Here is a 22,590-nt window from a genome sequence, read left to right as displayed (position 1 = left end):
TAATCAGGATATGACGAAAAGCGCGTATCCTCTGATCGGACGAGGCGAGAGACGCGGCGAAAGGACGAGGCCACAATCACAAGTTTCCTTTGCCCGCCAGTCAGCTCTCGACATCCCGTTGGCGGAGGTTCAACGGCACCGGTCATCCGTCAGGACATCGTCCTGTCATTCGGACAATAACAAGGCTTGGAGATCACAATGCGTATTCAGAACCTGATCATCCCCGTGGCAGTATCCGCAGCCGGCCTGGCCCTGAGCGGCAACGCCATGGCCGAGACCTGGAAGATGGCCCTGGGCGACGCCGCCGGGGGCACCCAGTACGAGCTGGGGAGTACCTTTGCCGATCTCGTCGAGGAAAAGACCGACGGCGAGGTTACCGTCGAGCTGTTCCCGAACGGCCAGCTCGGCAGCGAGCAGGACACGGTCAACAGTGCCAGCATGGGACTGCTCGACCTCTCCGTCCTGGCCATCAACAACATCACCCCCTTCTCGCCGACGGTGGGCGTGATGACCCTGCCCTACGTGATCCAGGGGCCGGAGGATGCCCGCACCCTGACCCAGGGCGCGATCGGCGAGGAGCTCACCGAGAACACCATCCGCGATGCCGGCGTCCGCATCCTGGGATGGGCCTACTCCGGCTGCCGTCGCCTCACCAATTCCGCCCGCCCGGTGGCCGAGCCCGCCGACCTGGACGGGCTGAATATCCGCGTGCCCAAGAACGAGATCATGATCTCTTCCTATCAGGCCTGGGGCGTCAACCCGAGCCCCCTGGCCTGGTCCGAGACCTTCACCGCCCTCCAGCAGGGCGTGGTCGATGGGCAGGACAATCCCTACATCACCATCGACGCCATGAAGTTCTATGAGGTTCAGGATCACGTCACCGACAGCTGCTATGTCTTCTCCATGGAACCCCTGATCATCAGCGAAGGGAAGTTCCAGAGCCTGAGCCCCGAGATGCAGGAACTGGTGCTGGAGGCCGGTCAGGAGGCCACCTCGCACAGCTATGACTACCTGCTGGCCACCGAGTCCGACATCAAGCGTCGGCTGGTCGAGGAGCACGGCATGGAGATCACCCAGCCGGCCAATAACGAGCAGGAGTGGATCGACAAGGCCACCTCCATCTGGCCCGATTTCTACGACAGCATCGGTGGCAAGGAGAAGCTCGACGCCGACCTGGCCGCCCTCGGCCGCGACCCCGCCCCTGCAGAGTAAATCCCCGTCCCCCGTGGCCGGCTGGCCCGTATCGGTTCCCGCCGATACGGGCGGCCGCCCACCGGGAACCTGACCGTCAAGGGGATCACCTCATGAAACATCGCATCTTCAAGCTCGTCGACAACCTGGAGAGCGTGCTGTGTCAGCTGCTCCTGGTGTCCTTCGTGCTGTTGCTGTTCGCGCAGATCGTGCTCCGCAACCTGTTCAGCTACTCGCTGCCCTGGGGCGACGAGCTGGCGACCTACGCCTTCGTCTGGTTCGCCTACCTGGGCGCGGTCTATGCCACCAAGATGTCCGCCCACAACCGGGTGACCTTCCAGTTCAAGTTCCTGCCCCGCTGGGTCGAGACGGCCTGCGGCGTGATCACCGACCTGATCTGGATCGGCTTCAATGCCGTCTTCATCTACCTCAGCTACGACTTCGTCTTCAACAAGATGAACCTCTTCTGGAAGTCCCAGACCCTGGGGATACCGATGAAGTACTTCTATCTCATTCTGCCCATCGCCTTCGTCGCCATGACCCTGCGCATTCTCCAGAACAACTACCTCAAGTTCGTCAAGAAGGCGGATCTCGTCGACCCCGAGACCGAGGAGGTCGAGAAGCTCAAGCATCGCGACGATACCCAGGGCACCGGCCCGCAACACGGGGGGCAATGACCATGGATCCCACGATCATCTATGTGCTGTTCGGCACCTTTTTTTTGCTGCTCGTCATCGGGGCCCCCATTACCGTGTCCCTGGGGGTGGCGGCGCTCGCCACCTATCTCAGCCTGGACGAGAACCCCATGGCCTTCGTGCAGATCGCCTTCACCTCCGTGGGCTCCTTCCCGCTGATGGCGCTGCCGGCCTTCATCCTCGCCGGCGCCCTGATGGAGGCCGCGGGGATCTCCAAGCGGCTGGTCGACATCGCCGAGGCCTTCGCCGGTCCCATCACCGGTGGCCTGGCGGCGGCGACGGTGTTCGCCTGCATGTTCTTCGGCGCGATCTCCGGCTCCGGTCCCGCCACCACCGCGGCGGTGGGGATGCTGATGATTCCGGCCATGGCCAATCGTGGCTACGACAAGGGCTACGGCTCCGCGATCACGGCCTCCTCGGGCGGCCTGGGGGTCGTCATCCCGCCGTCGATTCCCATGGTGATCTTCGGCATCTCCGGGATGGGCCTGCAGCCCCCGCCCGAGGCGGTGGCCGAGCATGGCGCCTTCCAGACGCTGTCGATCCCCAAGCTGTTCATCGCCGGCATCCTGCCCGGGGTGGTGATCGCCGGCTGCCTGCTGACCATCAACTTCCTGATCTCGCGCAAGCGGGGCTATCGCGGCCTGACCGACCACTGGTCCTACGACCAGATCCGCCACACCCTGCGCAAGGGCGTGTGGTCCATGCTGGCGCCGATCATCATCCTCGGCGGGATCTACAGTGGACTCTTCACGCCGACCGAATCGGCCATCGTGGCGATCTTCTACACCCTGGTCGTGGGCGTCTTCCTGCACAAGGAGCTGGCCTGGAAACCGGCGCTGCGGACCCTCGAGACCACCACCTGGATCACCGGGCGGGTGCTGCTGATCCTGTTCACGGCGACGGTGTTCGGTCGGCTGCTGGTGGAACAGCAGGTGCCGGCCTATATCGCCGAGGTGATGCTGAGCGTCACCGACAACCTCTATGTCATCTGGGCGATGATCATCTTCTTCCTGCTGTTCGTGGGCATGTTCATGGAGACCCTGGCGGCGATCATGATCCTCACGCCGGTGCTGCTGCCGATCATGTACATGCTCGGCATGGACCCGGTCCACGTGGGCATCGTGGTGGTCTGTGCGCTGGCCATCGGCTTCCAGACGCCCCCGTTGGGGGAGAACCTCTTCGTCGCCTCGGGGATCGGCGGGGCCTCCATCGAGGAGATCTCCCTGAAGGCGCTGCCCTTCGCCGCGGGCTCCATCGTCGCGCTCTTCATCATCGCCTACTTCCCGCAGATATCGCTCTGGCTCCCCAGCCTGCTGGGCTACTAGCCGGGCGCCACCCACTCGAGGCCGGGCAGGAAGCAAGCGCGACCTGGCCCGGCGAGGAGGCATCATGACTCATGGTATCCGCCGAATCCTGTGCTGCGTGGGACTGCGCGGCGATTGCGACCTGGTGCTCGACAAGGCGGTGGGGCTGGCACTGGCCACCGGGGCCGAGCTCCATGTGCTGCACGCGGTCAAGTCGCTTTCCAACGACGTGGTCAACACCCTGAAGGTCAACATCCGCGACCGGGACGTGCTGGGCGGCCTGATGCAACAGCGTCTCGATCAGGCCGAGGAGGAGCTCGACCAGCGCATCGCGACCTTCTGGGCGCGCCATCCCGAGCTGCGCGAGGCCTACGGGGATCGGCAGGTGACGCGAAGCGTGCTGGAGGGGTATCCGGCCTCGGTGATCGCCCATTTCGCCAAGCGGACCGGCAGCGACATGATCGTGCTGGCCGCCAACAAGCGCGGCTTCACGGCGACCTACGCGGGCAAGGTGACCAAGGGAGTGATCAAGCGGGCGAGGGTACCGGTGGTGGTGGTGCCGACTAGGGGAGAGTGACAAACCTTATATTGTCTCCTCTAGCTCGGCTGCCACTTGCCGCATCAAGGGAGCCCATTCCATCAATGACTCGATGGAATGCCGCAATCGGGGAGCATGGATTGCCAAGGTGGCTTGGATATGGCCCACCCCATCGAAGATGGGGACAGCGATAGCGACCATCCCTTGGATGAACTCCTCGTTATCGGTACTCAAACGATCCCTGGCAATCTGGCCTAACTGCTCCTCAAGGGCGGAAGTCGACGTCAGGGTATAGGGGGTATGGGCCTCCAGATCCAGGCTCGATAGTAGGGCACGCCGTCGATTAGGAGGCATCAGGGCAAGGAACAGCTTGCCGCTGGCCGTGCAGTGCAGTGGCAGTCGCGATCCGGGCGCCAGCTGGATGCGAACCGGCCAGTTGGTTTCCACTCGATCGTAGTAGAGTAGTTGATGGCCATCGAGCAACGTCAGGTTGCAGGTCTCACCCACCTCCTTGGCCAAGCGTTCCAGCAGCATTCGTCGCGGTGCCTTGAGACTCTCATTGGCCAGCGTGCCCATGGCCATGCGATGCAGCCGTGGACCGGGCAGCAGGTGACGGCCGTCCAGGTCTCGTGTGATCAGCTGCTGTTCCTCGAGCTGCTTCAGAAGGCGATGGATCGTGGGCTTGGGGATGTCCAGTCGCTTGTCGAGATCCGCGGCGCTGATACTGTACTCCGCTGTGGTGATCTGTTCGAGCAGGCTGATCGCCCGCAGGAGGGTGGTGTTGGGGGAGGAGTCTTTGGTCATGGGCTCTCCTTACGACGAACTTCCTGGCGGTGCCTGGGCCGATGATAGCGCAGCAGGCCCAGGCGGGCCTGCTGCGCAGCGGCGGTGTCAGAGGTTGACCAGGAACATGGACAGTGGCGGCCACAGGGAGATCGCGAGCCAGCAGGTGATCAACGCGATGAAGTAGGGTATCACGAAGCGCACCAGTCTGAGATAGGGTATGCCGGTGATACTGCTGGCCACGTAGAGGTTGAGCCCGAACGGTGGCGTAACGAAGCCGATGGCCGCCCCCACGAGGAAAATCACCGAGAAATGGATGGGGTCTACGCCGGCATTCTGAGCAATCGGCGCAAGGATGGGCGCCAGGATGATGGTGACGGGCAGGCTCTCCAGGATCATCCCCGCCAGAAGAATCATCACCATGCAAGCTCCCAGGATGGCATAGTAATTACCCAGACCATTCAGGAAGCCTTCCAGGATCTGGCCGGCCCCCAGCACGGAAAGCAGCTGTTGCATCACCACCGAGATGGCAATCAGTGGGGCGAGCATGCCGGCGATCTGTCCCGAGCGCAGCATGATGGCCGGTAGCCGGAAGACGCTGATTTCCCTGGTTATCAAGAGTCCCGCGATCAAGGTGAAGCCCACCGTGATGGCAGCGGCCTCGGTCGGCGAGAACTTGCCAGAGTAGATGCCGTACAGCACGACCCCGATGGTGGCGAAGCCCAGATAAGCCTTGCGTGCGAAGCCGGCACTTTCCTTGACCTTGAAGGGGATCAGGGTGCCCCAACCATGACGGCGGGCTACCAGGTGGCAGGCGACCATCATTCCCAGCACCATCATGGCCCCGGGAATCATGCCGGCGATGAACAGGTCGCTGATCGACAAGTTCATCATGAAGCCATATACGATGAAGATGATGCTGGGCGGAATGATGATGCCAACGGTGCCGCCGGAAGCCGCGGTGGCCGCCGAAAACCGGTCATCGTAGCCGTTCTTCTTCATTTCGGGTTGCATGATCGAACCGATGGTCGCCGTGGTGCCGGCGTTGGAGCCCGAGATTGCGGCGAAAAGCCCACAGGCGCCCAGCGTCGCCATGCCCATGCCGCCGCGTACCCAGCCCAGCACCGAGTAGGCGAAGTCAGATAGGCGTTTGGCGATCCCTGCCGCATTGATCAAGTCCCCCGTGAGGATGAACAAGGGGAGGGCCAGAAGCCCGAAGAAGCTCAAGCCCTGAAACAGTGTCACGCCGATATTGGCCAGGGTGAAGTCGATGACCATGCTGGTCCCGACCACCCATAGTCCGATGACCAAGAAAATGGGTACACCGAGCAAGAAGCATAAGGTCACGCCTGTCGTGATCAGGCCGATAAGAAGACCGTCCGTCATGATCTGTCCTCCTAATCCATGATCGAGGGCTGGAGGTTGAAAGGCTCACGCAGGCGGAAGCGTTGCCAGTCAGCGAAGAGGTTCTGCAGAACCCGGTAGATGATCAATACCCAGGCCGCCGGTGTGGCCAGGTAGAACCACCATTGCATGACGTTATCCGTGCCCGGCACGATGGCGAAGTTGTTGTAGGCTAGCTGTACTTGATCGATGGTGAAGTTGATCACCATGATCCCGAAGCCAATCCAGAGAACCGCATCCAGCACGAGGCATAGGAACTGCCCAGTATAGGGAAGACGCATGCGGATCTCATTGAGCGACAAGTGTGTGCGGTTCTTGACGTTTAGCGAGGCTCCGAACCAGGTCAGCCAGAGGAACAGCAGCACGGGAATGCTGGTGCTCCAAGGAGCCTGAACGCTGAAGAAGAAACGGCGAATCACCTCCACGAAGATGATGCCTGACATGCCGGCGTAAGACAGCAGAATAATGCACTTCTCCAGGTTCTCATCCAGCCAGCGAAGGGGAACCAGCCACCTCGTGGCTGGTTGAGCTTGTTGGTAATTGTGGTTTGCCATCATGAGCCTCCGGTTCAGCCCTTCCACCAGCGCTGAGGCTTGACATTGACTGCAGCCATATCGCGCGGTATCTCACGAGCGATGCCGTGAATTTCCTTGTAAATATCCACGCCACCTGCCCAGGCATTGAGGCGTTCACGCCATTGCTCCCATGGCTCCGGATTGAACTCCGGCGAGCACAGCTGTTCGGCCTTCTCACGCTCGGCATCCGATAGGGGAGCAACCCGAACGTTGTTCTGAGCGAAGACAGTATTTTCGGCAGGATGCTCGGTGGCCCCTACGATCTGGTAGCGACCCGCCTCGTTCATGCCCTGGGTAAAGACTTGCGCACAGTAGGCCGACTCCATGACCTGTTCTTGAAGCTCGCTTCCCAGGCTCTCGAACTTGGAGAGGTTCATGGCCGTGTGTTCGGTGCCTGCAAAGAACCTCAAGTCGACTGCCTGGGAAACGACGGGGGCCATCCCCGCATAGGCCACCGCGCTCATCCAGGTCTCCGCTCCATCGAGCAAACCTTGGCGGAGCCCGTCAAGGGTTTCTTCCCAGGCCACGGGTACAGGGTTGAGCCCCAACTGCTCCATGGCAATGCGTCCGAGCTGCGTGCCGGTGACACGGTTCTTGGTGCCCTGAAGCTGTTCCAGGCTGGTCACCAGCGGCTCATCCTGCCACTTAAGGCCCAGCATGATGCCCCGCAGGTCACAGTGCGTGAACAGGAACTGCAGGTTGTGGCGCTGGCGCAGCGGTTCACGCAGCAGCGTCTCACTTCGCCTGTCATAGAAGAAATGAAACATCGAAGCGACGCTCGGGAACATATAGGCGAAGTCGAGGATGTTGAGGTAGGGCGCGCCCCCTGCGGAGTTCTGGGTCGAAGCCGAGAAGATATCGACGATCCCCTGCTGGGCCTTGCTGACGCAGTCGAGCTGGTTACAGACCTCATTGCTTCCCATGAACTCCACTCGAATCGCACCGTTGGTGCGTTCCTCGAGGTCCCGTGCGAAGAACAACTGCCCCGATTTCTGGATATCCAGGTTGCGCTCGTTGAACCCCGAAGCCCCGAATCGAAGCTGGAACTTCGGCTCGGTCTGATAGCGGCGTTGCTGCTCTTGTTCAGCGGCCCGAGCCAGGCTGCTGGCTGTGAGGCCGGCGCCTAAACCGGAGGCGGCGATCAGGGTGGAGGTCAGGCCGAATCGACCCGAGATGTTCAGAAAATCCCGGCGAGATACGTTTCCAATCGGTGATTTCATGAGCAGGACTCCCGCGTGTTGTGATTGGACTTGTGATGGGGTGGCGTATGCCGGACTCCTCGCCCTCTCAGGGCGTAAGAATGAGGAGCACGGTCTCAACCTAGGCCAACCAAAGCCGGGTTTCAAGTTTTTATGAGATGAAATGTCTCGATATTGACAACCCTTGAGTTGTTGACCACTCTTAATGAGACAGAATGTCTCACTAAAGGTGTTAATCCCATGAAATCAACAACATACAAGCAAGGGGCCTTTGACTACATCATCGTGGGGGCTGGCTCGGCAGGTTGTGTGCTCGCCAATCGGCTCAGTGAGGACCCTGCTGCGAAGGTCTTGCTGCTGGAGGCGGGGGGTGCCGACTGGAACCCCTGGATCCATGTTCCGGTCGGCTATTTCAAGACCATGCACAATCCAGCGACGGACTGGTGTTATCTCACCGATCCGGATGAGGGCATCAACGGTCGTCGACTGCAGTGGCCTCGCGGCAAGGTGCTAGGGGGCTCAAGTTCCCTCAACGGGCTGCTGTACATCCGGGGGCAGCGCGAGGACTACGATGACTGGGCCGCGGCAGGAAACATGGGCTGGGACTACGATTCCGTCTTGCCGTACTTCAAGAAGTCCGAGTGTCAGGAGCGCGGCGCCGACCCGTATCACGGCACCGAGGGGCCATTGAAGGTTTCTGACCTGCGGCTGCGGCGTGAGATCGCCGAACGGTTCATCGAAGCCGCCAAGGCCGCCGGGATTCCCGAGAATCGCGACGTCAACGGGGCGACTCAGGAAGGGGTGGGCTACTTCCAGCAGACCTCCTACAAGGGCTTTCGGTGTTCGACCGCCAAAGCGTTTCTTCGTCCAGCACTAAAGCGAGCGAATCTAACCGTCATCAAGCGTGCGCACTGTCAGAGGCTGCTCCTCGAGGGAAAGCGCGTGGTGGGCGTCGAATATCGTCGTGGTGAGCGTCAGGAGGTGGTGCGGGCCAACCGCGAGGTGCTGCTCTCCAGCGGCGCCATCGGATCGCCGCAGATCCTGCAGTGTTCCGGCATCGGTAACCCCGAGCATCTCAAGGAGGTGGGGGTCCAGTGCCTGCATGAGCTTCCGGGGGTGGGAGAGAACCTGCAGGATCACCTGCAGATCCGTTTGGTGTTCAAGACCCGTTGCCGAACACTCAATGATGAAGTGCGCCACCCCCTGAAGAAGCTCGCGGTGGGCACTCAATATCTCATGACCCGGACTGGGCCTCTGACCCTCGCCGCCAGCCAGGTATGTGTGTTCACCCGGTCACGTGAAGGACTGGATCGTCCGGATATCCAGTTTCATATGCAGCCGCTTTCTGCCGACAAGCCGGCCGAGGGCGTGCACCCCTTCTCTGCCTTCACCTCATCGGTATGTCAGCTTCGCCCCACGAGTCGCGGTTCCATTCGCATCACCAGCCCCGACCCGGCCGTCTATCCCTCGATCCAGCCCAACTACCTGAGTACCGAGGAGGACTGCAGGGTCGCAGTGGATGCCATCAAGGTAGCGCGGCGCATCGCCAAGCAGCCACCTCTGGCCTCGGTGGTTACCGAGGAGTATGTGCCCGGTTCGCAGTATCAGAGCGACGCCGAGCTCCTCGAAGCGGCGCGCCAGTACAGCCAGACGATCTATCACCCGGCCGGTACCTGCAAGATGGGGCATGATCCGTTGGCGGTCGTGGATGACCAGCTTCGCGTGCACGGCCTGGAGGGCCTGCGCGTGGTGGACGCCTCGATCATGCCGGTGATTGTCTCCGGGAATACCAATGCGCCTACGATCATGATCGCCGAAAAGGCCTCCGACATGATCAAGCGGGCCCATGCTCACCATGCTCGAGCCTCCTGACGGAGTGGTAACTGGTTGGACTCAAGGCGGGTGAGGAACTGGTTCTAACTCCCTTCACTCCGCCCATGCACCATGACTTCCAGTAGGCCGGGACCCATCCCTTGCCTGGCCTGGCACCCAAGGATGGTGTCCCCGACATCCCTGCCGGGATTCGTACTCCAATAACGAAGGGCCGATCCTGTCGCAGGAGGCGACAACCGTCCCGTGGTTTACAAGGTGGCAAGATGACGCATCGAGACACCGGTGGCAGCACCGACATGTCGACCCTTCAGGGTAACAAGCGGGCCTTGCCCCGCAGCCTGCAACCGCTCCAACGCATCATGCCGGGCTTGATGATCTGCATCACCATCGCCCTGGCGACGACCTTCATCGCCGACCATTATGGCGGGCCGACGCTGCTCTATGCCCTGCTGTTCGGCATGACGCTGCACTTCCTCTCCGAGGAGGGACGTTGCCTGGCCGGCGTGGAGTTCGCCGCCAAGCGAGTCCTGAGAGTCGGGGTCGCGCTGCTCGGGGTGCGCATCACCATCGAGCAGGTCGCCGAGCTCGCCATCGGCCCCGTGCTGACCGTGGTCTGCGGGGTGATGTTCACCATCGCCATGGGCGCGGTGCTCGCCCGTGTGCTGGGCCTCGACCGGGACATGGGCCTGCTGACCGGCGGCTCGGTGGCCATCTGCGGTGCCTCGGCGGCGCTGGCGCTGTCGGCCGTGATGCCGCGCCACGCGAACCACGAACGCAACACCATCATGACCGTGGTCGGCGTGACCACCCTGTCCACCATGGCCATGGTGACCTATCCGCTCATCGTCGGCGTGCTGGGGCTGAGCGACAGCGAGGCGGGCATCTTCCTCGGCGGCACCATTCATGACGTGGCCCAGGTCGTGGGCGCGGGCTACATGATCTCCGAGAGCACCGGCGATGTGTCGACCTTCGTCAAGCTGATGCGGGTGGCGATGCTGGTGCCGGCGGTGATGATGTTCATGTTCCTGTTCCGGCGCGATCGTCGCGACGAGGACGGCGAGGGCAAGGTGCCGATGCTGCCGGCCTTCCTCGTGGCCTTCGTGGCGCTGGTGATCGTCAACAGCCTCGGCTGGGTTCCGCCGATGGTCGCGGAGGGCTTCACCGACCTGTCGCGCTGGTGCCTGGTGACCGCCATCGCCGCCCTGGGCATCAAGACCTCCTTCCAGAAGCTGGCCGTGGTGGGCTGGAAGCCGGTGATCCTGATGGTGGCCGAGACCGTCTTCCTGCTGCTGCTGGTCCTGGCCTTCATCCACTTCGACCTGGCGAGCCTGTGATGATGATCCCCGTGCATATCAACGGCGAGCCGCATCTCGTCGAGGACGGCTGGCGGCTCGAGGCGTTGCTCGCCGACCTCGGCCTGGCGGGAGCCCGGATCGCCGTCGAGCTCAACGAGGAGGTGGTGCCCGCCAGTCGCCATGCGACCATCGCGCTCGCCGCGGGAGATCGCATCGAGATCGTCCATGCCATCGGCGGCGGCTGAGCCCCTGCCCAAGGAGACCCTGCATGACAATGAGTGATCAGCCCCTGCGCATCGCCGGTCGCGAGTTCGCCTCGCGCCTGCTGGTCGGCACCGGCAAGTATCGCGACGCGGCGGAGACGGCGGCGGCCCTCGAGGCCAGCGGGACGGAGGTGGTGACCTTCGCGGTCCGCCGGACCGACCTGGGACAGGGCAACGACGAGCCGCCCCTGCTGGAGGTGGTGCCGCCGTCGCGCTACACCCTGTTGCCCAATACCGCCGGCTGCTTCGATGCCCGGGCGGCGGTGCGCACCTGCCGGCTGGCGCGGGAGCTGCTGGACGGCCACAACCTGGTCAAGCTGGAGGTGCTGGGCGACGAGACGACCCTCTACCCCAACGTGGTCGAGACGCTCAAGGCCGCCGAGGCCCTGATCGCCGACGGCTTCGACGTCATGGCCTACACCAGCGACGATCCCATCGTGGCCGGCGAGCTCGAGGCCCTGGGCTGCTGCGCGATCATGCCGCTGGGCTCGCTGATCGGCTCGGGCTGCGGCATCCAGAATCCCCACAACATCCGGCTGATCATCGAGCGAGCCTCGGTGCCGGTGCTGATCGACGCGGGGATCGGCACCGCCTCGGAGGCGGCGCTGGCCATGGAGCTGGGCTGCGACGCCGTGCTGATGAATTCGGCCATCGCCCATGCCCGGGATCCGGTGGCCATGGCTCGGGCGATGAAGGCCGCCGTCGAGGCCGGCCGCGGCGCCTACCTGGCCGGGCGCATGCCGCGCCGCGACCGGGCCGAGCCTTCCTCCCCCGTGGCGGGGCGCATCGCGGGCTAGAAACGACGCGTCAGGGGCGGCAGTGGTAGACCTTCGCCGGGAGAATGTTGAAGGGTTCGAAATCGCACTCCACCTCGGAGAAGACCCGGCGCAGGTCGGGCAGCACCCGGGAGGAGAACTGATAGACCAGCATGGCGCCCTGGGGCGAGAGCGCCTCGAGACTGTTGCGGAGGATGGTCTCGCGGGTGGTGGCCGCCAGGGTGCTGAAGGGAAGGCCGGACAGCACGTAGTCGGCGGTGGGCAGCCCCAGGCGGGCCAGCTCGACCTGGATCGTCTCGGCGGAGCCCTGGACGACCTGTAGGCGGGGATCGGGCAGGGATCGCCGGAGGAAGTCGACGAACTCCGGGTTGGTCTCCATCGCGAGCAGGGTCATCCCGGGCGGCATGCGGCGCAGCAGCTCCCGGGTGATGGTGCCGACGCCGGGGCCGTACTCGACGATGACGCGGGCGCTGCGGAACTCGATGCGCTCCACCAGGCGCCGCACCAGGAAGGGGGAACTGGGAATGATCGAGCCCAGCATGCGCGGATGCTTGAAGAAGTTGCGTGCGAAGAGCGAGAGCTGGGCGCGTCGCCCGTGTCCTGCCAAGGCCGTGGGCCGGTCTTGCGCGGTCATGGGCGAGCCTCCTGCGGGGAAAAGGGCGAAGCCTTCCTCCACTCTAGGTCGACGGCGCCCAGGGCGAAAGGTCGCCCGGTGCTTCTTCCCGTCGGTTCACGCCTCCTGGGCGGCCTGGATGGCGGTCAGGGCGATGGTGTAGACGATGTCGTCCACCAGTGCCCCCCGGGAGAGGTCGTTCACCGGCTTGGCCAGCCCCTGGAGCATGGGGCCGACGCTCACCACGTGGGCGCTGCGCTGCACCGCCTTGTAGGTGGTGTTGCCGGTGTTCAGGTCGGGGAAGACGAACACCGTGGCCCGGCCGGCCACCGGCGAGTCCGGCGCCTTCTGCCTCCCCACGCTCTCGATGGCCGCGGCGTCGTACTGCAGGGGGCCGTCGATGATGAGCTCCGGGGCCCGCGCCCGAGCCAGGCGGGTGGCCTCGCGGACCTTGTCCACGTCGGCGCCGTGGCCGGAGTCGCCGGTGGAGTAGCTGATCATGGCCACCCGGGGCTCGATGCCGAAGGCGGCGGCGGAGCGGGCGCTCTGGATGGCGATGTCGGCCAGGGTCTCGGCGTCCGGGTCCGGGTTCACGGCGCAGTCTCCGTAGACCACCACCTGCTCGGGGAGCAGCATGAAGAAGATCGAGGAGGCTCGCCGATAGCCTGGCGCCGTGCGGATCAGCTGGAAGGCCGGCCGCAGGGTATTGGCGGTGGTATGCACCGCCCCCGACACCAGGCCGTCCGCCTCGCCCTGGGCGAGCATCATGGTGCCCAGCACCACGTTGTCGTGAAGCTGGGCCTCCGCGGTCAGGGCGTTGAGCCGGCCGCGGCGACGGGCGACCATGGGCCGGATGTAGCGTCGCCGCACCGCCTCGGGGTCGATGATCTCCAGGTCTTCGGGCAGCGCCAGGCCGCGCTGCCGGGCCACCTCGGCGATGGCCTCGCGCCGGCCCAGCAGGACGCAGTCGGCGATGCCCCGACGCTGGCAGAGGATCGCCGCCTCCAGGGTGCGGGGCTCGTCCCCCTCGGGCAGCAGGATGCGCTTGCGCGCCTGCTGGGCGAGGGTGACCAGGCGGTGGCGGAAGGCCGCCGGCGACAACCGGCGGGGCACGCCTCGGCTCAGGGTCTCGCGCAGCCAGTCCGGGTCGAGGTGGGCGGCCACGAAGCGTGTCACCCGCTCGGCCCGCTCTCGATCGTCCACGGGGATGTCGCGGCTCATCCGGTCCAGCCGGCGGGCGGTGGCGTAGCTGTCGTCGTCCACCATCAGCACCGGCAGGCCGGTGTTCAGGGCCGGCCGGCAGAAATCGATCATGGCCTCGCCGGGCGGCTCGCCGTGGGTCAGCAGCAGCCCCGCCAGGGGCACGCCGTTCATGGCGGCGAGCGCCGTGGCGAGCAGGATGTCGTCCCGGTCGCCGGGGCTGACGATCAGCTTGCCCGGCGCGAAGGCATGCAGGGCATGGGCCGCGCTCCGGGCGCAGAGATGGGTACCCAGCACTCGGCGCCGGTCGTCCTCGCCCTCGTGGAGCAGGCGCGCGCCCAGGGCCCGGGCCACGTCGCGGGTGCGCAGGGCGCTCAGGGCGGCATGGTAGGGCACGGCGCCGATCAGCGGCGGCGTCGCGGGATCGAGGCGCGCCAGGCGGTCCCGCCAGTCGGCCAGCCGGGCGGCGGCCTGGTCCATGGCGGCCTCCGGGCCGATCGTGGCCTCGGGCACGGCATCCTCGGCGGGCAGTCGCATCAGCAGGCAGCCGAGGATGCGCAGGGCCTCATCGTCGCCGAAGCCCCGGGCGTGGAGCTCGAGGCGCTCGGCCAGGGCGCGGGGCTCGCCCGGGTCGCCGTCGGCCACCAGCAGCAGGTCGGCGTCCAGGGCATGGGCGAGCTGGGCGTTGAGCCGGCTGGCATAGCCGCGCCGGGGGCCGGGGGCCAGGCCTTCCACCAGGATCAGCGAGGGCGGCTCGCCGGCCTCGGGGGCGGCGAGCTCGGCGTGGCGTGCCACGGCATGCTCCATCAGGTCGTCGAGGCGATCCTCGCGCAGCCAGGCCTCCAGGGTGTCGCGGTCCAGGGGCGCGGGCGGGGCCAGGCCGAACAGGCTCGCCACCAGCGCCGAGGAACGGTCCAGCGAAGCCTGGGCCGGATCGCCGAGGCCGGCCATCGCGGCTCCCGGCGCCGCCTCTTCGGCGACGTCCTGGCGGAAGGGCTTGAGGAAGGCGGCATGCAGGCCCAGGGTGTCCAGGGCGCGCAGCAGGCCCAGGCTCGCCGAGGTCAGGCCCACCCCGGCCTCGGTGGGAACCAGCAGCAGGGTGCGAGGCTCGGTCATGATCGGGGGCTCTCCAGCAGGCGACGGGTCTCGGCGGCGATCCAGGCCTCCTCGTCGGTGGGGATCACCCAGAGTTCGGGGCCCTGGCCGGCGTCGACGCGCCCCTCCGTGCCGTCGATGGCGGCATTGGCGCCGGCGTCGAGGCGGGCGCCGAAGTGGTGGAGCTGGTGGATCACCCGGGCGCGCACCGCCGGGGCGTGCTCGCCGATGCCGCCGGTGAAGACGATACCGTCCAGTCGAGGCAGGGCGCAGGTCAGGGCGGCCAGGGCCTTGGCCAGCCGGTAGCAGAATACCTCGATGGCCAGCCAGGCACCGGCATGGTGCTCGGCGGCGGCCTGCTCCAGCCGGCGCATGTCGTTGGACAGCCCCGACAGCCCCAGCAGGCCGCTCTCGTGGTTGAGCAGGCGATCGATGCGCTCCAGCGACCAGCCCAGCCGGCGGGCCAGGTGAGCATGCAGGCCGGGGTCGACGTCGCCGCTGCGGGTGCCCATCACCAGGCCTTCCAGCGGCGTCAGGCCCATGCTGGTGTCGACGCTCTCGCCCCGCCAGACGGCGCAGGCCGAGCAGCCGTTGCCCAGGTGGGCGATCAGCCAGCCCCCGTCCTGGCGCCCGCTGAGCGTGGCGACCCGGCGGCTCACGTAGGCGTGACTGCTGCCATGGAAGCCGTAGCGGCGGATGCCATGGCGCCGGTAGAGGGGCTCGGGCAGGGCATAGCGATAGGCCCTAGGCGGCAGCGTCTGGTGGAAGGCCGTGTCGAAGACCGCCACCTGGGGCAGGTCGGGGAACAGGCGGCGGGTGGCGCCGATGCCCTCCAGGTTGGCGGGGTTGTGCAGGGGGGCGAGTTCGCTGAGTCCCTCGAGGGCGCGCACCACGGCGTCGTCGAGCCGGGTGGCGTCATGGAAGCGCTCGCCGCCGTGCACGACACGATGCCCCACGGCCACGGGCGCCAGGCCTTCCAGCCGGTCGAGGATGGCCGCCATCGCAGCATGATGGTCGGCCCCGGCCAGGGGTTCGGCGAAGCGCTCGCCCCGGCTGTCCGTGCCCGTGAGTCGGGCGTCCTCGCCGCCCAGCCGTTCGGCGAGGCCGGCGAGCCGGGCAGGGGCGTCACCGCTCGCGATCAGCGCGTACTTGATCGATGAGGAACCGCAGTTGATCACCAGTACCGGGTCTTGCATCGCGTGTCCTTCAGCCAGGGGGCGTGCCGGAGAGGGAAGGCCGCTCGCCCCTTTCCTTGCCCGGCGAGGCCTCGCCGGGTCTCCTTGCCAGGAATCTATCACGACAAGGCGGTCGCCGCGGTGACATCCTTCGCCAAGGGGCGCTGGCATGATGTCGGTCAAGAGATACACTGGCGCTTGCGCGGACTCTGTACCAGAATGGTCGATGCGCAGGGAAACACTGTTTCCTAACTGGAGGATGACCATGAAGACCTTCGTGATGCCCGCCGCCGCCGCGGCCTTCCTGCTGATCGGGGCGACCGCCCAGGCCCAGGGCCCGATGATGTACCAGCCGAGCCCCTATATCGGCGGCGATGCCCTGTTCTGGGAACTCGACCCCGACGGCCCCGGTAACTTCGACAGCACCGGCCTGCGGCTTCGCGCCGGGGTGGCCTTCAACGACTACTTCGCCCTCGAGGGGCATCTCGGCACCGGTGGCTCCGATGGCCCGGTCGACCTGGACTATCTGGCCGGCGGCTACGCCAAGGGCATGCTGCCGATCACGCCCCAGTTCAAGATCTTCGGCCTGCTGGGGGCCACCGAGGTGGAGTTCGACGGTGCGGACTCCGAGAGCGACATCTCCTACGGGGCCGGGGCCAGCTACGCCATCGGCCCGAACGTCTCGCTGGATGCCGACTGGATGCGCTACCTGGAGGAGTCGAACTACGATTTCGACGCCGTGAGCCTCGGCGCCACCTTCCACTTCTGACGCCTCGGCGTCCCCGGAACGACAGCGCCCCCGCCGAGAGGATCGGCGGGGGCGCGCTCGTTGGGCACCTCGTGCTCCCGGGGATCAGACCTCCTTGTAGAGCTCGGCGCCCTGCGCGCGGAACTTCTCCGCCTGTTCCTCCATGCCCTGCATCACCGCCTCGGCGTCGCCCTCCAGGCCGTGCGCGCTGGCGTAGTCACGCACCTCCTGGGTGATCTTCATGGAGCAGAACTTGGGCCCGCACATGGAGCAGAAGTGGGCCACCTTGGCCGAGTCCTTGGGCAGGGTCTCGTCGTGGTACTCCCGGGCGGTGTCCGGGTCGAGGCCCAGGTTGAACTGGTCCTCCCAGCGGAACTCGAAGCGTGCCTTGGAGAGGGCGTTGTCGCGGCGCTGGGCGGCCGGGTGGCCCTTGGCCAGGTCGGCGGCGTGGGCGGCGATCTTGTAGGTGATGATGCCGGTCTTGACGTCGTCCTTGTTGGGCAGGCCCAGGTGCTCCTTGGGGGTTACATAGCAGAGCATGGCGCAGCCGTACCAGCCGATCATCGCCGCGCCGATGCCCGAGGTGATGTGGTCGTAGCCCGGGGCGATGTCGGTGACCAGCGGGCCCAGGGTGTAGAAGGGCGCCTCGTCGCAGTACTCGAGCTGCTTGTCCATGTTCTCCTTGACCAGGTGCATGGGCACGTGGCCGGGACCCTCGATCATCACCTGGACGTCGTGCTTCCAGGCGATGCGGGTCAGCTCGCCCAGGGTCTTGAGCTCGGCCATCTGGGCCTCGTCGTTGGCGTCGGCCACCGAGCCCGGGCGCAGGCCGTCGCCCAGCGAGAAGGCCACGTCGTAGCGCTTGCAGATCTCGCAGATCTCCTCGAAGTGCGTGTACAGGAAGCTCTCCTGGTGGTGGTAGAGGCACCACTTGGCCATGATCGAGCCGCCCCGGGAGACGATGCCGGTGACCCGCTTGGCGGTCAGCGGCACGTAGCGCAGCAGCACGCCGGCATGGATGGTGAAGTAGTCCACGCCCTGCTCGGCCTGCTCGATCAGGGTGTCGCGGAACACCTCCCAGGTCAGGTCCTCGGCCACCCCGTTCACCTTCTCCAGGGCCTGGTAGATGGGCACGGTGCCGATCGGCACCGGGGCGTTGCGGATGATCCACTCCCGGGTCTCGTGGATGTTCTGCCCGGTGGAGAGGTCCATGATGGTGTCGGCGCCCCAGCGGATGCCCCAGGTCATCTTGTCGACCTCTTCCTCGATGGAGGAGGTCACCGCCGAGTTGCCGAGGTTGCCGTTGATCTTCACCAGGAAGTTGCGGCCGATGATCATCGGCTCGGACTCGGGGTGGTTGATGTTGCAGGGGATGATCGCCCGGCCGGCGGCGACCTCGTCGCGAACGAACTCCGGGGTGATCTCCTCGGGCAGCCGCGCGCCATGACCCTGGCCCTGGTGCTGGTGGCCGAGGATCCGCTCCACCTCCTCGGATCCGAGGGCTTGCCGACGTTGATTTTCCCTGATGGCGATATATTCCATCTCCGGGGTGACGATGCCCTGGCGGGCATAGTGCAGCTGGGTGACGTTGCGGCCGGCCTTGGCACGGCGGGGCGTGCGGGTCAGGTCGAAGCGCAGCGGGGCCAGCATGGGGTCGTTGGCACGGCGGCGTCCGTATTCCGAGGTGGGACCGTCGAGGAACTCGGTGTCGTCGCGTTCCTCGATCCAGGCCCGGCGCAGTTCGGGCAGGCCGCGGCGCAGGTCCACGGTGACCTCGGGGTCGGTGTAGGGACCGGAGGTGTCGTAGACCAGCAGCGGCGGGTTGGCCTCGTCGGCGCCGGAGGTCCTGGTCGGCGAGAGGCTGATCTCGCGGAAGGGCACGCGGAGGTCGGGGCGCGAGCCCTCGACGTAGACCTTGCGCGAGCCGGGCAGGGCCTGGATGGCGGCCTCGTCGACGCGGGCGCTCTCGGCGAGGAAATGATCGGTCTTGCTCATGGTCGTGCTCCCTTGGCTTGGAGGTTTCGTCAGGGAGGACCGCTGGGAGGACAGGGGCCGCCGGCGCCGGCGGCGTGTCGCTTGATCCCTACGCTGGTCCTAGCCAGTTCAGGTTCAACGGGATCCATGCTTCGGCGCCTCGCGCCGCATGATCTCAGCCGTCGTCAACGGCACCCCGTCAAGCGAGAGTGATGTGTTTCGGTCAGTGTGCCTGCCACGCCGGGCACCGCCAGGGCCAGGCGCGGCTCCTCGATGGGACCAGGGCGGGTCAGTCGGCCCGGTCCAGCCCCATCTGCCAGAAGTCGATCTCGAGTCGGGTGGCGTCCCGGAACAGCCGAACGAGCCCGTCGAAGCGTGCCGGGGTCACCTCGGCCAGCCGGGCGTCGAGCCAGGCGCGTTCGGCGTGCATGGCGGCCTGGAAGGGCTCGCCCTCGTACATGGTGATCCAGGCGTCATAGGGATTGGCGTCGCCGCGCACCGTGAAGGGCTGGGCGTTGAGCCAACGGGCGATCTCGCCGTAGCCCACCAGGCAGGGCGCCAGGGCCACGCGCAGGTCGAGCAGGTCGCCGCGGCTGCCGGCGTCGAGCACGTAGCGGGTATAGGCCAGGGTGGCCCGGGCCTCGGGCAGCGTCGCCAGGTCCTCCTCGGTGATGCCCCAGTCGCGGCAATAGCCCAGGTGCAGGTCGAGTTCCACGTCGAGGATGGTCTTCAGGCCGTCATGGGCCTGGCGCAGCTCGGTCAGGTCGCGGCTCTTGTAGGCGGCCAGGGCATAGGCCCGGGCGAACTGGATCAGGAAGAGGTAGTCCTGCTGCAGGTAGTGGCGAAAGGCGTCCTCGTCGAGGTCGCCCGCGCCGAGCCCGCGCACGAAGTCGTGCTCGAGGTAGGCGCGCCAGTCCTGCTGGCAGGCGTCGGTCAGGTCGCTGAAGCGGTAGCCCATCTTGCCTCCGGTGCGGTCGGATCCGGAGTGCGGGCGAAGCGGAAGAGGGGGGAGGGCCGACGGAACGAGAAGGGGCGCCGGGCCCACCGCCTGATTCCCTACGCCGGTTCACGCGGGGCCGCAGCCCCCGCACACCCGGATCAGGTTCCACGGGACCAGCGCTGGGCTCTATCGTGTAGCGAGCGAGAGCCTGCGCCATCTCAGCCGGTTCCACCGGCACCCCGTCAAGCGAGTCGAACCAGTCTAGCAGGTTGGGGGGCGAAGGCCAGCCCCCGATCAATACAGGCGGAAGCGCTTCCAGTCGGCGCGTCCCTCGAGTTCCTCCGGGACGCGGCGGTAGCGCTTGTATTCCCACTGGTACTGGGCCGGGTCGAGGGCCACGGCGGCTTCCACGCAGGCGTTGACGCCGGCCGCCGAGGTCGCCTCGTCGGCGTCGTAGACCCGCTCGTCGGCGGGCAGGAAGTGCAGGACGAAGCCGCGGCCGGGCAGGCGCCGGGCGACGCCGGCGACCACCCGGGCCTCGGTGCGCGCCACCAGCTTGGGCAGCAGGGTGGCGGTATAGGCCGGGCGGCCGAAGAAGGGCGCGAAGACGCCGCTGCCCCAGTCCGGTTCCTGGTCGGGCAGGATGCCCACCGCCTCGCTGCGCTTGAGCGCCTTGAGCAGGGCCGCCACCCCGCGGGGATTGGTGGGTACCAGGCGGGCGCCCTGGCGTTCGCGGCCCCGGCGTGTGACCGGGTCCAGGTCGGCCAGCTTGGGCGGCTCGTACATGGCGGTGAAGGGGAAGTGGCTCGACAGCCAGAAGTTGAGCACCTCCCAGTTGCCGAAATGCGGGGCCAGCACGATGACGCCGCGGCCCTCGGCGCGGGCCTCGTCCAGCAGCTCGCGGCCGTGGACCTCAAGGATCGAGGCCTCCAGGCGATCCGGGTCACCCATCCAGGCGAAGCCGAGCTCGAGCATGGTGGCGCTGGAGTGGATCAGGCTGTCCCGCGCCAGGCGTCGCCGCCGGGCCTCGGCCATCTCGGGATAGGCCTGGGCGAGGTTGATGCGGGTGACCCGGCGCTCACGCTTGCTGAGCGCCTGGACCAGCGGGCCGACCAGGCGCGCCAGCCGCCACAGGGACGTCAGGCGCCAACCGGACAGGGTGCGCCACAGGGTCTCGATGAGCCGGGCCTGGTGACGCCCGGCGGAGGAAGAACCGGCCATGGATCAGACCAGCCAGGTGTCCACGTTGTCCGGGGCGCGCTTCTCCTGCAGCCCCTTGAAGCCCTTGACGCAGCGGATGATCAGCCAGACCGCCAGCGCGATCAGCAGCGGGAAGCCGATCACGATCAGCGTCAGCAGACCCGCCACGGCACCATAGAGCAGTCCGATCCAGAAGGTGCGGATCTGATAGCGATAATGCTCATCGAGCCAGGCCGGGCCCTTGCCGCGATAGACGTAGGCGATCACCACGCCGACCAGGGAGGTGAAGCCCACGACGAAGCTGGCCAGGTAGAGGGCGTAGACGACCATGGCCATGGTGGTGTCGGGGGACGGGTCGGACTCGGCGACCACGCGGTCGGGATCGAGGGGCTCGTTCTCGTTCATCGGTCGTCCTTGAGGTTGGGGAACGGGACGGGGTCGGCGCCCATGATACCCGTCGCGGGCGACGATGCCACCGCCGGGCGCTCAGCGCCGGAGGCTAACGCAGTGACGTTGTCGCTTGGGGCTAATCCGTCGACAGGTCTGCGAGGGGGCGCTGTGAACCCTTCCCTGGGCGCTACCGACGCCATCCATGGCGTAGGACCCCCTCTTCGACCTGTCCCCGGCGCCTCTCTCCGGAACCAAAGATGATCGCCTTGCCTCAGCGCTTGGGGCGGCTGATCTCGAGCAGGTTGCCGTCCGGGTCGCGCAGGTAGAGCGACTCGATCTCGCCGGTGGCACCCTGGCGGGTCACCGGGCCCAGCTCGACCTCCACGGAGAGGGCGTCCAGGTGGCGCTTCACCTCGTCCAGCGGCAGCCGGCTGCGCAGGCAGAGATCCAGGCTGCCCGGGGTCGGGGTGGCGGCCCGGGGCGCGATGTCGGTGGCGGTCCAGTGCAGGCGCAGGGCCATGTCGCCGAGCATCAGGTCCACGCGTTCCCGGTCGCGGTAGCGGACGTCGAGCCCCAGCACCCGGGTATAGAAGTCCACCGCGCGGGAAATATCGGTCACGGTGATGACCAGATGATCCAGACCTGACAGCATGCATGCCTCCTTGGAAGTTCGTCCTGGCACAGAGAATACGATGATGCAGACCTGTCCGCTATGCGCATCCGCCGACCATGCCCCCTACCATCGGGATGCGCGGCGGGACTATCTTCAATGTCGACAGTGCGACCTGGTGTTCGTGCCCTCCCATCAGCGCCTCTCCCCGGCGGAGGAGAAGGCGGTCTACGACCAGCACGAGAACTCGCCGGAGGATGCGGGCTATCGCCGCTTCCTCGCCCGGCTCTTCGATCGTCTGGCGGCGCGGCTGGCCCCCGGCGCCCGGGGCCTCGACTTCGGCGCCGGCCCCGGGCCGACGCTCTCGGTGATGTTCGAGGAGGCCGGTCACCCCATGGCCATCTACGATCCGTTCTACGCCCCCGACGAGCGAGTGCTAACGGGCCGCTACGATTTCATCACCGCCACCGAGGTGGTCGAGCACCTTTTCGCCCCGGGCCGCGAGCTCGGGCGACTGGCCGGGCTGCTAGCCCCGGGGGGCTGGCTGGGACTGATGACCAAGCGGGTGCGGTCCGCCGAGGCCTTCACCGGCTGGCACTACATCCTCGACCCCACCCATGTGTGCTTCTTCAGCGAGGCGACCTTCCGCTGGCTCGCCGAGCGGCTCGACATGGCCGTGACGTTCCCCGCCGACGACGTGGTATTGCTGCAGCGCAGGTAATGGCCACCTTTCGATAACCTGCCGTTATCGAGAGCGAAAGTCCGTGAAATGGCCTTCTCGGGGGATTG

22 protein-coding genes and 1 riboswitch are annotated in these 22,590 nt (G+C 66.3%); of the genes, 10 read left to right on the top strand and 12 right to left on the bottom strand.

The window, feature by feature from the left end; all coding sequences use genetic code 11:
- The first annotated feature begins 198 nt into the window (after positions 1-198).
- From BEI_RS12735 to BEI_RS12720, 4 genes are all read left to right on the top strand, one after another.
- Complete coding sequence (locus tag BEI_RS12735; RefSeq protein WP_097789869.1) at positions 199-1,212, top strand: TRAP transporter substrate-binding protein; 1,014 nt, start codon at positions 199-201, stop codon at positions 1,210-1,212.
- Positions 1,213-1,304: 92 nt separating this feature from the next.
- Positions 1,305-1,868, top strand: a complete 564-nt coding sequence (locus tag BEI_RS12730; protein ID WP_097789868.1) for a TRAP transporter small permease — start codon at positions 1,305-1,307, stop codon at positions 1,866-1,868.
- A 2-nt stretch (positions 1,869-1,870) separates the two neighbouring features.
- Positions 1,871-3,211, top strand: a complete 1,341-nt coding sequence (locus BEI_RS12725; protein ID WP_097791080.1) for a TRAP transporter large permease — start codon at positions 1,871-1,873, stop codon at positions 3,209-3,211.
- 64 nt (positions 3,212-3,275) lie between these two features.
- Positions 3,276-3,767: a universal stress protein gene (locus BEI_RS12720; protein ID WP_097789867.1), complete on the top strand. Its 492-nt coding sequence runs from the start codon at positions 3,276-3,278 to the stop codon at positions 3,765-3,767.
- Positions 3,768-3,773: 6 nt separating this feature from the next.
- On the opposite strand, the gene BEI_RS12715 is transcribed toward BEI_RS12720, so the two are convergent.
- The 4 genes from BEI_RS12715 to BEI_RS12700 all read right to left on the bottom strand — a co-directional run bounded on the left by BEI_RS12715 (position 3,774) and on the right by BEI_RS12700 (position 7,710).
- The gene (locus BEI_RS12715; protein WP_097789866.1) at positions 3,774-4,532 is read right to left on the bottom strand and encodes an IclR family transcriptional regulator; all 759 of its coding nucleotides are present in this window, start codon (positions 4,530-4,532) and stop codon (positions 3,774-3,776) included.
- 87 nt (positions 4,533-4,619) lie between these two features.
- Entirely contained in the window at positions 4,620-5,897 is a 1,278-nt protein-coding gene (locus BEI_RS12710; protein WP_097789865.1) for a TRAP transporter large permease, read from the bottom strand.
- An 11-nt stretch (positions 5,898-5,908) separates the two neighbouring features.
- Positions 5,909-6,469 (bottom strand): TRAP transporter small permease, encoded by a 561-nt coding sequence (locus tag BEI_RS12705; RefSeq protein ID WP_097791079.1) that lies wholly within the window; start codon positions 6,467-6,469, stop codon positions 5,909-5,911.
- A gap of 14 nt (positions 6,470-6,483) precedes the next feature.
- Complete coding sequence (locus tag BEI_RS12700) at positions 6,484-7,710, bottom strand: TRAP transporter substrate-binding protein (RefSeq protein ID WP_193765108.1); 1,227 nt, start codon at positions 7,708-7,710, stop codon at positions 6,484-6,486.
- Between the two features lie 219 nt (positions 7,711-7,929).
- On the opposite strand from BEI_RS12700, the gene BEI_RS12695 reads away from it, so the two are divergent.
- The 4 genes from BEI_RS12695 (at position 7,930) to BEI_RS12680 (ending at position 11,877) form a co-directional block, all read left to right on the top strand.
- The gene (locus BEI_RS12695; RefSeq protein ID WP_097789864.1) at positions 7,930-9,561 is read left to right on the top strand and encodes a GMC family oxidoreductase; all 1,632 of its coding nucleotides are present in this window, start codon (positions 7,930-7,932) and stop codon (positions 9,559-9,561) included.
- Between the two features lie 224 nt (positions 9,562-9,785).
- Entirely contained in the window at positions 9,786-10,856 is a 1,071-nt protein-coding gene (locus BEI_RS12690; RefSeq protein ID WP_227644473.1) for a YeiH family protein, read from the top strand.
- On the top strand, positions 10,856-11,062 hold the full coding sequence (thiS, locus tag BEI_RS12685) for a sulfur carrier protein ThiS (protein ID WP_265331670.1): 207 nt from the start codon (positions 10,856-10,858) through the stop codon (positions 11,060-11,062). The genes BEI_RS12690 and thiS overlap by 1 nt, the downstream gene beginning before the upstream one ends.
- Before the next feature lie 29 nt (positions 11,063-11,091).
- A complete protein-coding gene (locus BEI_RS12680) occupies positions 11,092-11,877 on the top strand; it encodes a thiazole synthase (RefSeq protein ID WP_464388553.1) in 786 nt (261 codons plus the stop codon).
- A gap of 10 nt (positions 11,878-11,887) precedes the next feature.
- Here BEI_RS12680 and BEI_RS12675 read toward each other — a convergent pair whose 3' ends face one another.
- The 3 genes from BEI_RS12675 to BEI_RS12665 all read right to left on the bottom strand — a co-directional run bounded on the left by BEI_RS12675 (position 11,888) and on the right by BEI_RS12665 (position 15,960).
- Complete coding sequence (locus BEI_RS12675) at positions 11,888-12,490, bottom strand: class I SAM-dependent methyltransferase (protein ID WP_097789862.1); 603 nt, start codon at positions 12,488-12,490, stop codon at positions 11,888-11,890.
- A gap of 96 nt (positions 12,491-12,586) precedes the next feature.
- Positions 12,587-14,785 carry a phosphate acetyltransferase gene (gene pta / locus BEI_RS12670; protein ID WP_097789861.1) on the bottom strand — a complete coding sequence of 733 codons (2,199 nt, stop codon included), beginning with the start codon at positions 14,783-14,785 and terminating at the stop codon, positions 12,587-12,589.
- Positions 14,782-15,960: an acetate/propionate family kinase gene (locus BEI_RS12665; RefSeq protein ID WP_097789860.1), complete on the bottom strand. Its 1,179-nt coding sequence runs from the start codon at positions 15,958-15,960 to the stop codon at positions 14,782-14,784. Before BEI_RS12665 ends, pta begins: the two co-directional genes overlap by 4 nt.
- Before the next feature lie 244 nt (positions 15,961-16,204).
- Between BEI_RS12665 and BEI_RS12660 the strand changes: the two genes are divergently transcribed.
- Complete coding sequence (locus BEI_RS12660) at positions 16,205-16,708, top strand: porin family protein (protein ID WP_097789859.1); 504 nt, start codon at positions 16,205-16,207, stop codon at positions 16,706-16,708.
- A gap of 84 nt (positions 16,709-16,792) precedes the next feature.
- Here BEI_RS12660 and thiC read toward each other — a convergent pair whose 3' ends face one another.
- The 5 genes from thiC to BEI_RS12635 form a co-directional block, all read right to left on the bottom strand.
- Complete coding sequence (thiC, locus tag BEI_RS12655) at positions 16,793-18,682, bottom strand: phosphomethylpyrimidine synthase ThiC (protein WP_097789858.1); 1,890 nt, start codon at positions 18,680-18,682, stop codon at positions 16,793-16,795.
- A 68-nt stretch (positions 18,683-18,750) separates the two neighbouring features.
- Positions 18,751-18,870, bottom strand: a riboswitch (TPP riboswitch).
- Between the two features lie 80 nt (positions 18,871-18,950).
- A complete protein-coding gene (tenA, locus tag BEI_RS12650; RefSeq protein ID WP_097789857.1) occupies positions 18,951-19,619 on the bottom strand; it encodes a thiaminase II in 669 nt (222 codons plus the stop codon).
- A 276-nt stretch (positions 19,620-19,895) separates the two neighbouring features.
- A complete protein-coding gene (locus BEI_RS12645) occupies positions 19,896-20,822 on the bottom strand; it encodes a lysophospholipid acyltransferase family protein (RefSeq protein WP_097789856.1) in 927 nt (308 codons plus the stop codon).
- Between the two features lie 3 nt (positions 20,823-20,825).
- Entirely contained in the window at positions 20,826-21,206 is a 381-nt protein-coding gene (locus BEI_RS12640; protein ID WP_097789855.1) for a DUF4870 family protein, read from the bottom strand.
- A 256-nt stretch (positions 21,207-21,462) separates the two neighbouring features.
- Positions 21,463-21,843: a VOC family protein gene (locus BEI_RS12635; RefSeq protein ID WP_097789854.1), complete on the bottom strand. Its 381-nt coding sequence runs from the start codon at positions 21,841-21,843 to the stop codon at positions 21,463-21,465.
- Between the two features lie 40 nt (positions 21,844-21,883).
- Between BEI_RS12635 and BEI_RS12630 the strand changes: the two genes are divergently transcribed.
- Positions 21,884-22,522 (top strand): class I SAM-dependent methyltransferase, encoded by a 639-nt coding sequence (locus BEI_RS12630; RefSeq protein WP_097789853.1) that lies wholly within the window; start codon positions 21,884-21,886, stop codon positions 22,520-22,522.
- Positions 22,523-22,590: the final 68 nt, after the last annotated feature.

This window comes from Halomonas beimenensis (assembly GCF_002549795.1).
Classification (GTDB): domain Bacteria; phylum Pseudomonadota; class Gammaproteobacteria; order Pseudomonadales; family Halomonadaceae; genus Halomonas; species Halomonas beimenensis.
Note: the sequence above shows the minus strand (reverse complement) of the source record. Positions and strands in the feature narration are given on the sequence as shown.

What these genes read in the sequence shown, in the direction of transcription:
- BEI_RS12735 (WP_097789869.1), top strand. Translation starts at nt 199, where the DNA reads ATGCGTATTCAGAACCTGATCATCCCCGTGGCAGTATCCGCAGCCGGC.
- BEI_RS12730 (WP_097789868.1), top strand. Translation starts at nt 1,305, where the DNA reads ATGAAACATCGCATCTTCAAGCTCGTCGACAACCTGGAGAGCGTGCTG.
- BEI_RS12725 (WP_097791080.1), top strand. Translation starts at nt 1,871, where the DNA reads ATGGATCCCACGATCATCTATGTGCTGTTCGGCACCTTTTTTTTGCTG.
- BEI_RS12720 (WP_097789867.1), top strand. Translation starts at nt 3,276, where the DNA reads ATGACTCATGGTATCCGCCGAATCCTGTGCTGCGTGGGACTGCGCGGC.
- BEI_RS12715 (WP_097789866.1), bottom strand. Translation starts at nt 4,532, where the DNA reads ATGACCAAAGACTCCTCCCCCAACACCACCCTCCTGCGGGCGATCAGC.
- BEI_RS12710 (WP_097789865.1), bottom strand. Translation starts at nt 5,897, where the DNA reads ATGACGGACGGTCTTCTTATCGGCCTGATCACGACAGGCGTGACCTTA.
- BEI_RS12705 (WP_097791079.1), bottom strand. Translation starts at nt 6,469, where the DNA reads ATGGCAAACCACAATTACCAACAAGCTCAACCAGCCACGAGGTGGCTG.
- BEI_RS12700 (WP_193765108.1), bottom strand. Translation starts at nt 7,710, where the DNA reads ATGAAATCACCGATTGGAAACGTATCTCGCCGGGATTTTCTGAACATC.
- BEI_RS12695 (WP_097789864.1), top strand. Translation starts at nt 7,930, where the DNA reads ATGAAATCAACAACATACAAGCAAGGGGCCTTTGACTACATCATCGTG.
- BEI_RS12690 (WP_227644473.1), top strand. Translation starts at nt 9,786, where the DNA reads ATGACGCATCGAGACACCGGTGGCAGCACCGACATGTCGACCCTTCAG.
- thiS (WP_265331670.1), top strand. Translation starts at nt 10,856, where the DNA reads ATGATGATCCCCGTGCATATCAACGGCGAGCCGCATCTCGTCGAGGAC.
- BEI_RS12680 (WP_464388553.1), top strand. Translation starts at nt 11,092, where the DNA reads ATGAGTGATCAGCCCCTGCGCATCGCCGGTCGCGAGTTCGCCTCGCGC.
- BEI_RS12675 (WP_097789862.1), bottom strand. Translation starts at nt 12,490, where the DNA reads ATGACCGCGCAAGACCGGCCCACGGCCTTGGCAGGACACGGGCGACGC.
- pta (WP_097789861.1), bottom strand. Translation starts at nt 14,785, where the DNA reads ATGACCGAGCCTCGCACCCTGCTGCTGGTTCCCACCGAGGCCGGGGTG.
- BEI_RS12665 (WP_097789860.1), bottom strand. Translation starts at nt 15,960, where the DNA reads ATGCAAGACCCGGTACTGGTGATCAACTGCGGTTCCTCATCGATCAAG.
- BEI_RS12660 (WP_097789859.1), top strand. Translation starts at nt 16,205, where the DNA reads ATGAAGACCTTCGTGATGCCCGCCGCCGCCGCGGCCTTCCTGCTGATC.
- thiC (WP_097789858.1), bottom strand. Translation starts at nt 18,682, where the DNA reads ATGAGCAAGACCGATCATTTCCTCGCCGAGAGCGCCCGCGTCGACGAG.
- tenA (WP_097789857.1), bottom strand. Translation starts at nt 19,619, where the DNA reads ATGGGCTACCGCTTCAGCGACCTGACCGACGCCTGCCAGCAGGACTGG.
- BEI_RS12645 (WP_097789856.1), bottom strand. Translation starts at nt 20,822, where the DNA reads ATGGCCGGTTCTTCCTCCGCCGGGCGTCACCAGGCCCGGCTCATCGAG.
- BEI_RS12640 (WP_097789855.1), bottom strand. Translation starts at nt 21,206, where the DNA reads ATGAACGAGAACGAGCCCCTCGATCCCGACCGCGTGGTCGCCGAGTCC.
- BEI_RS12635 (WP_097789854.1), bottom strand. Translation starts at nt 21,843, where the DNA reads ATGCTGTCAGGTCTGGATCATCTGGTCATCACCGTGACCGATATTTCC.
- BEI_RS12630 (WP_097789853.1), top strand. Translation starts at nt 21,884, where the DNA reads ATGATGCAGACCTGTCCGCTATGCGCATCCGCCGACCATGCCCCCTAC.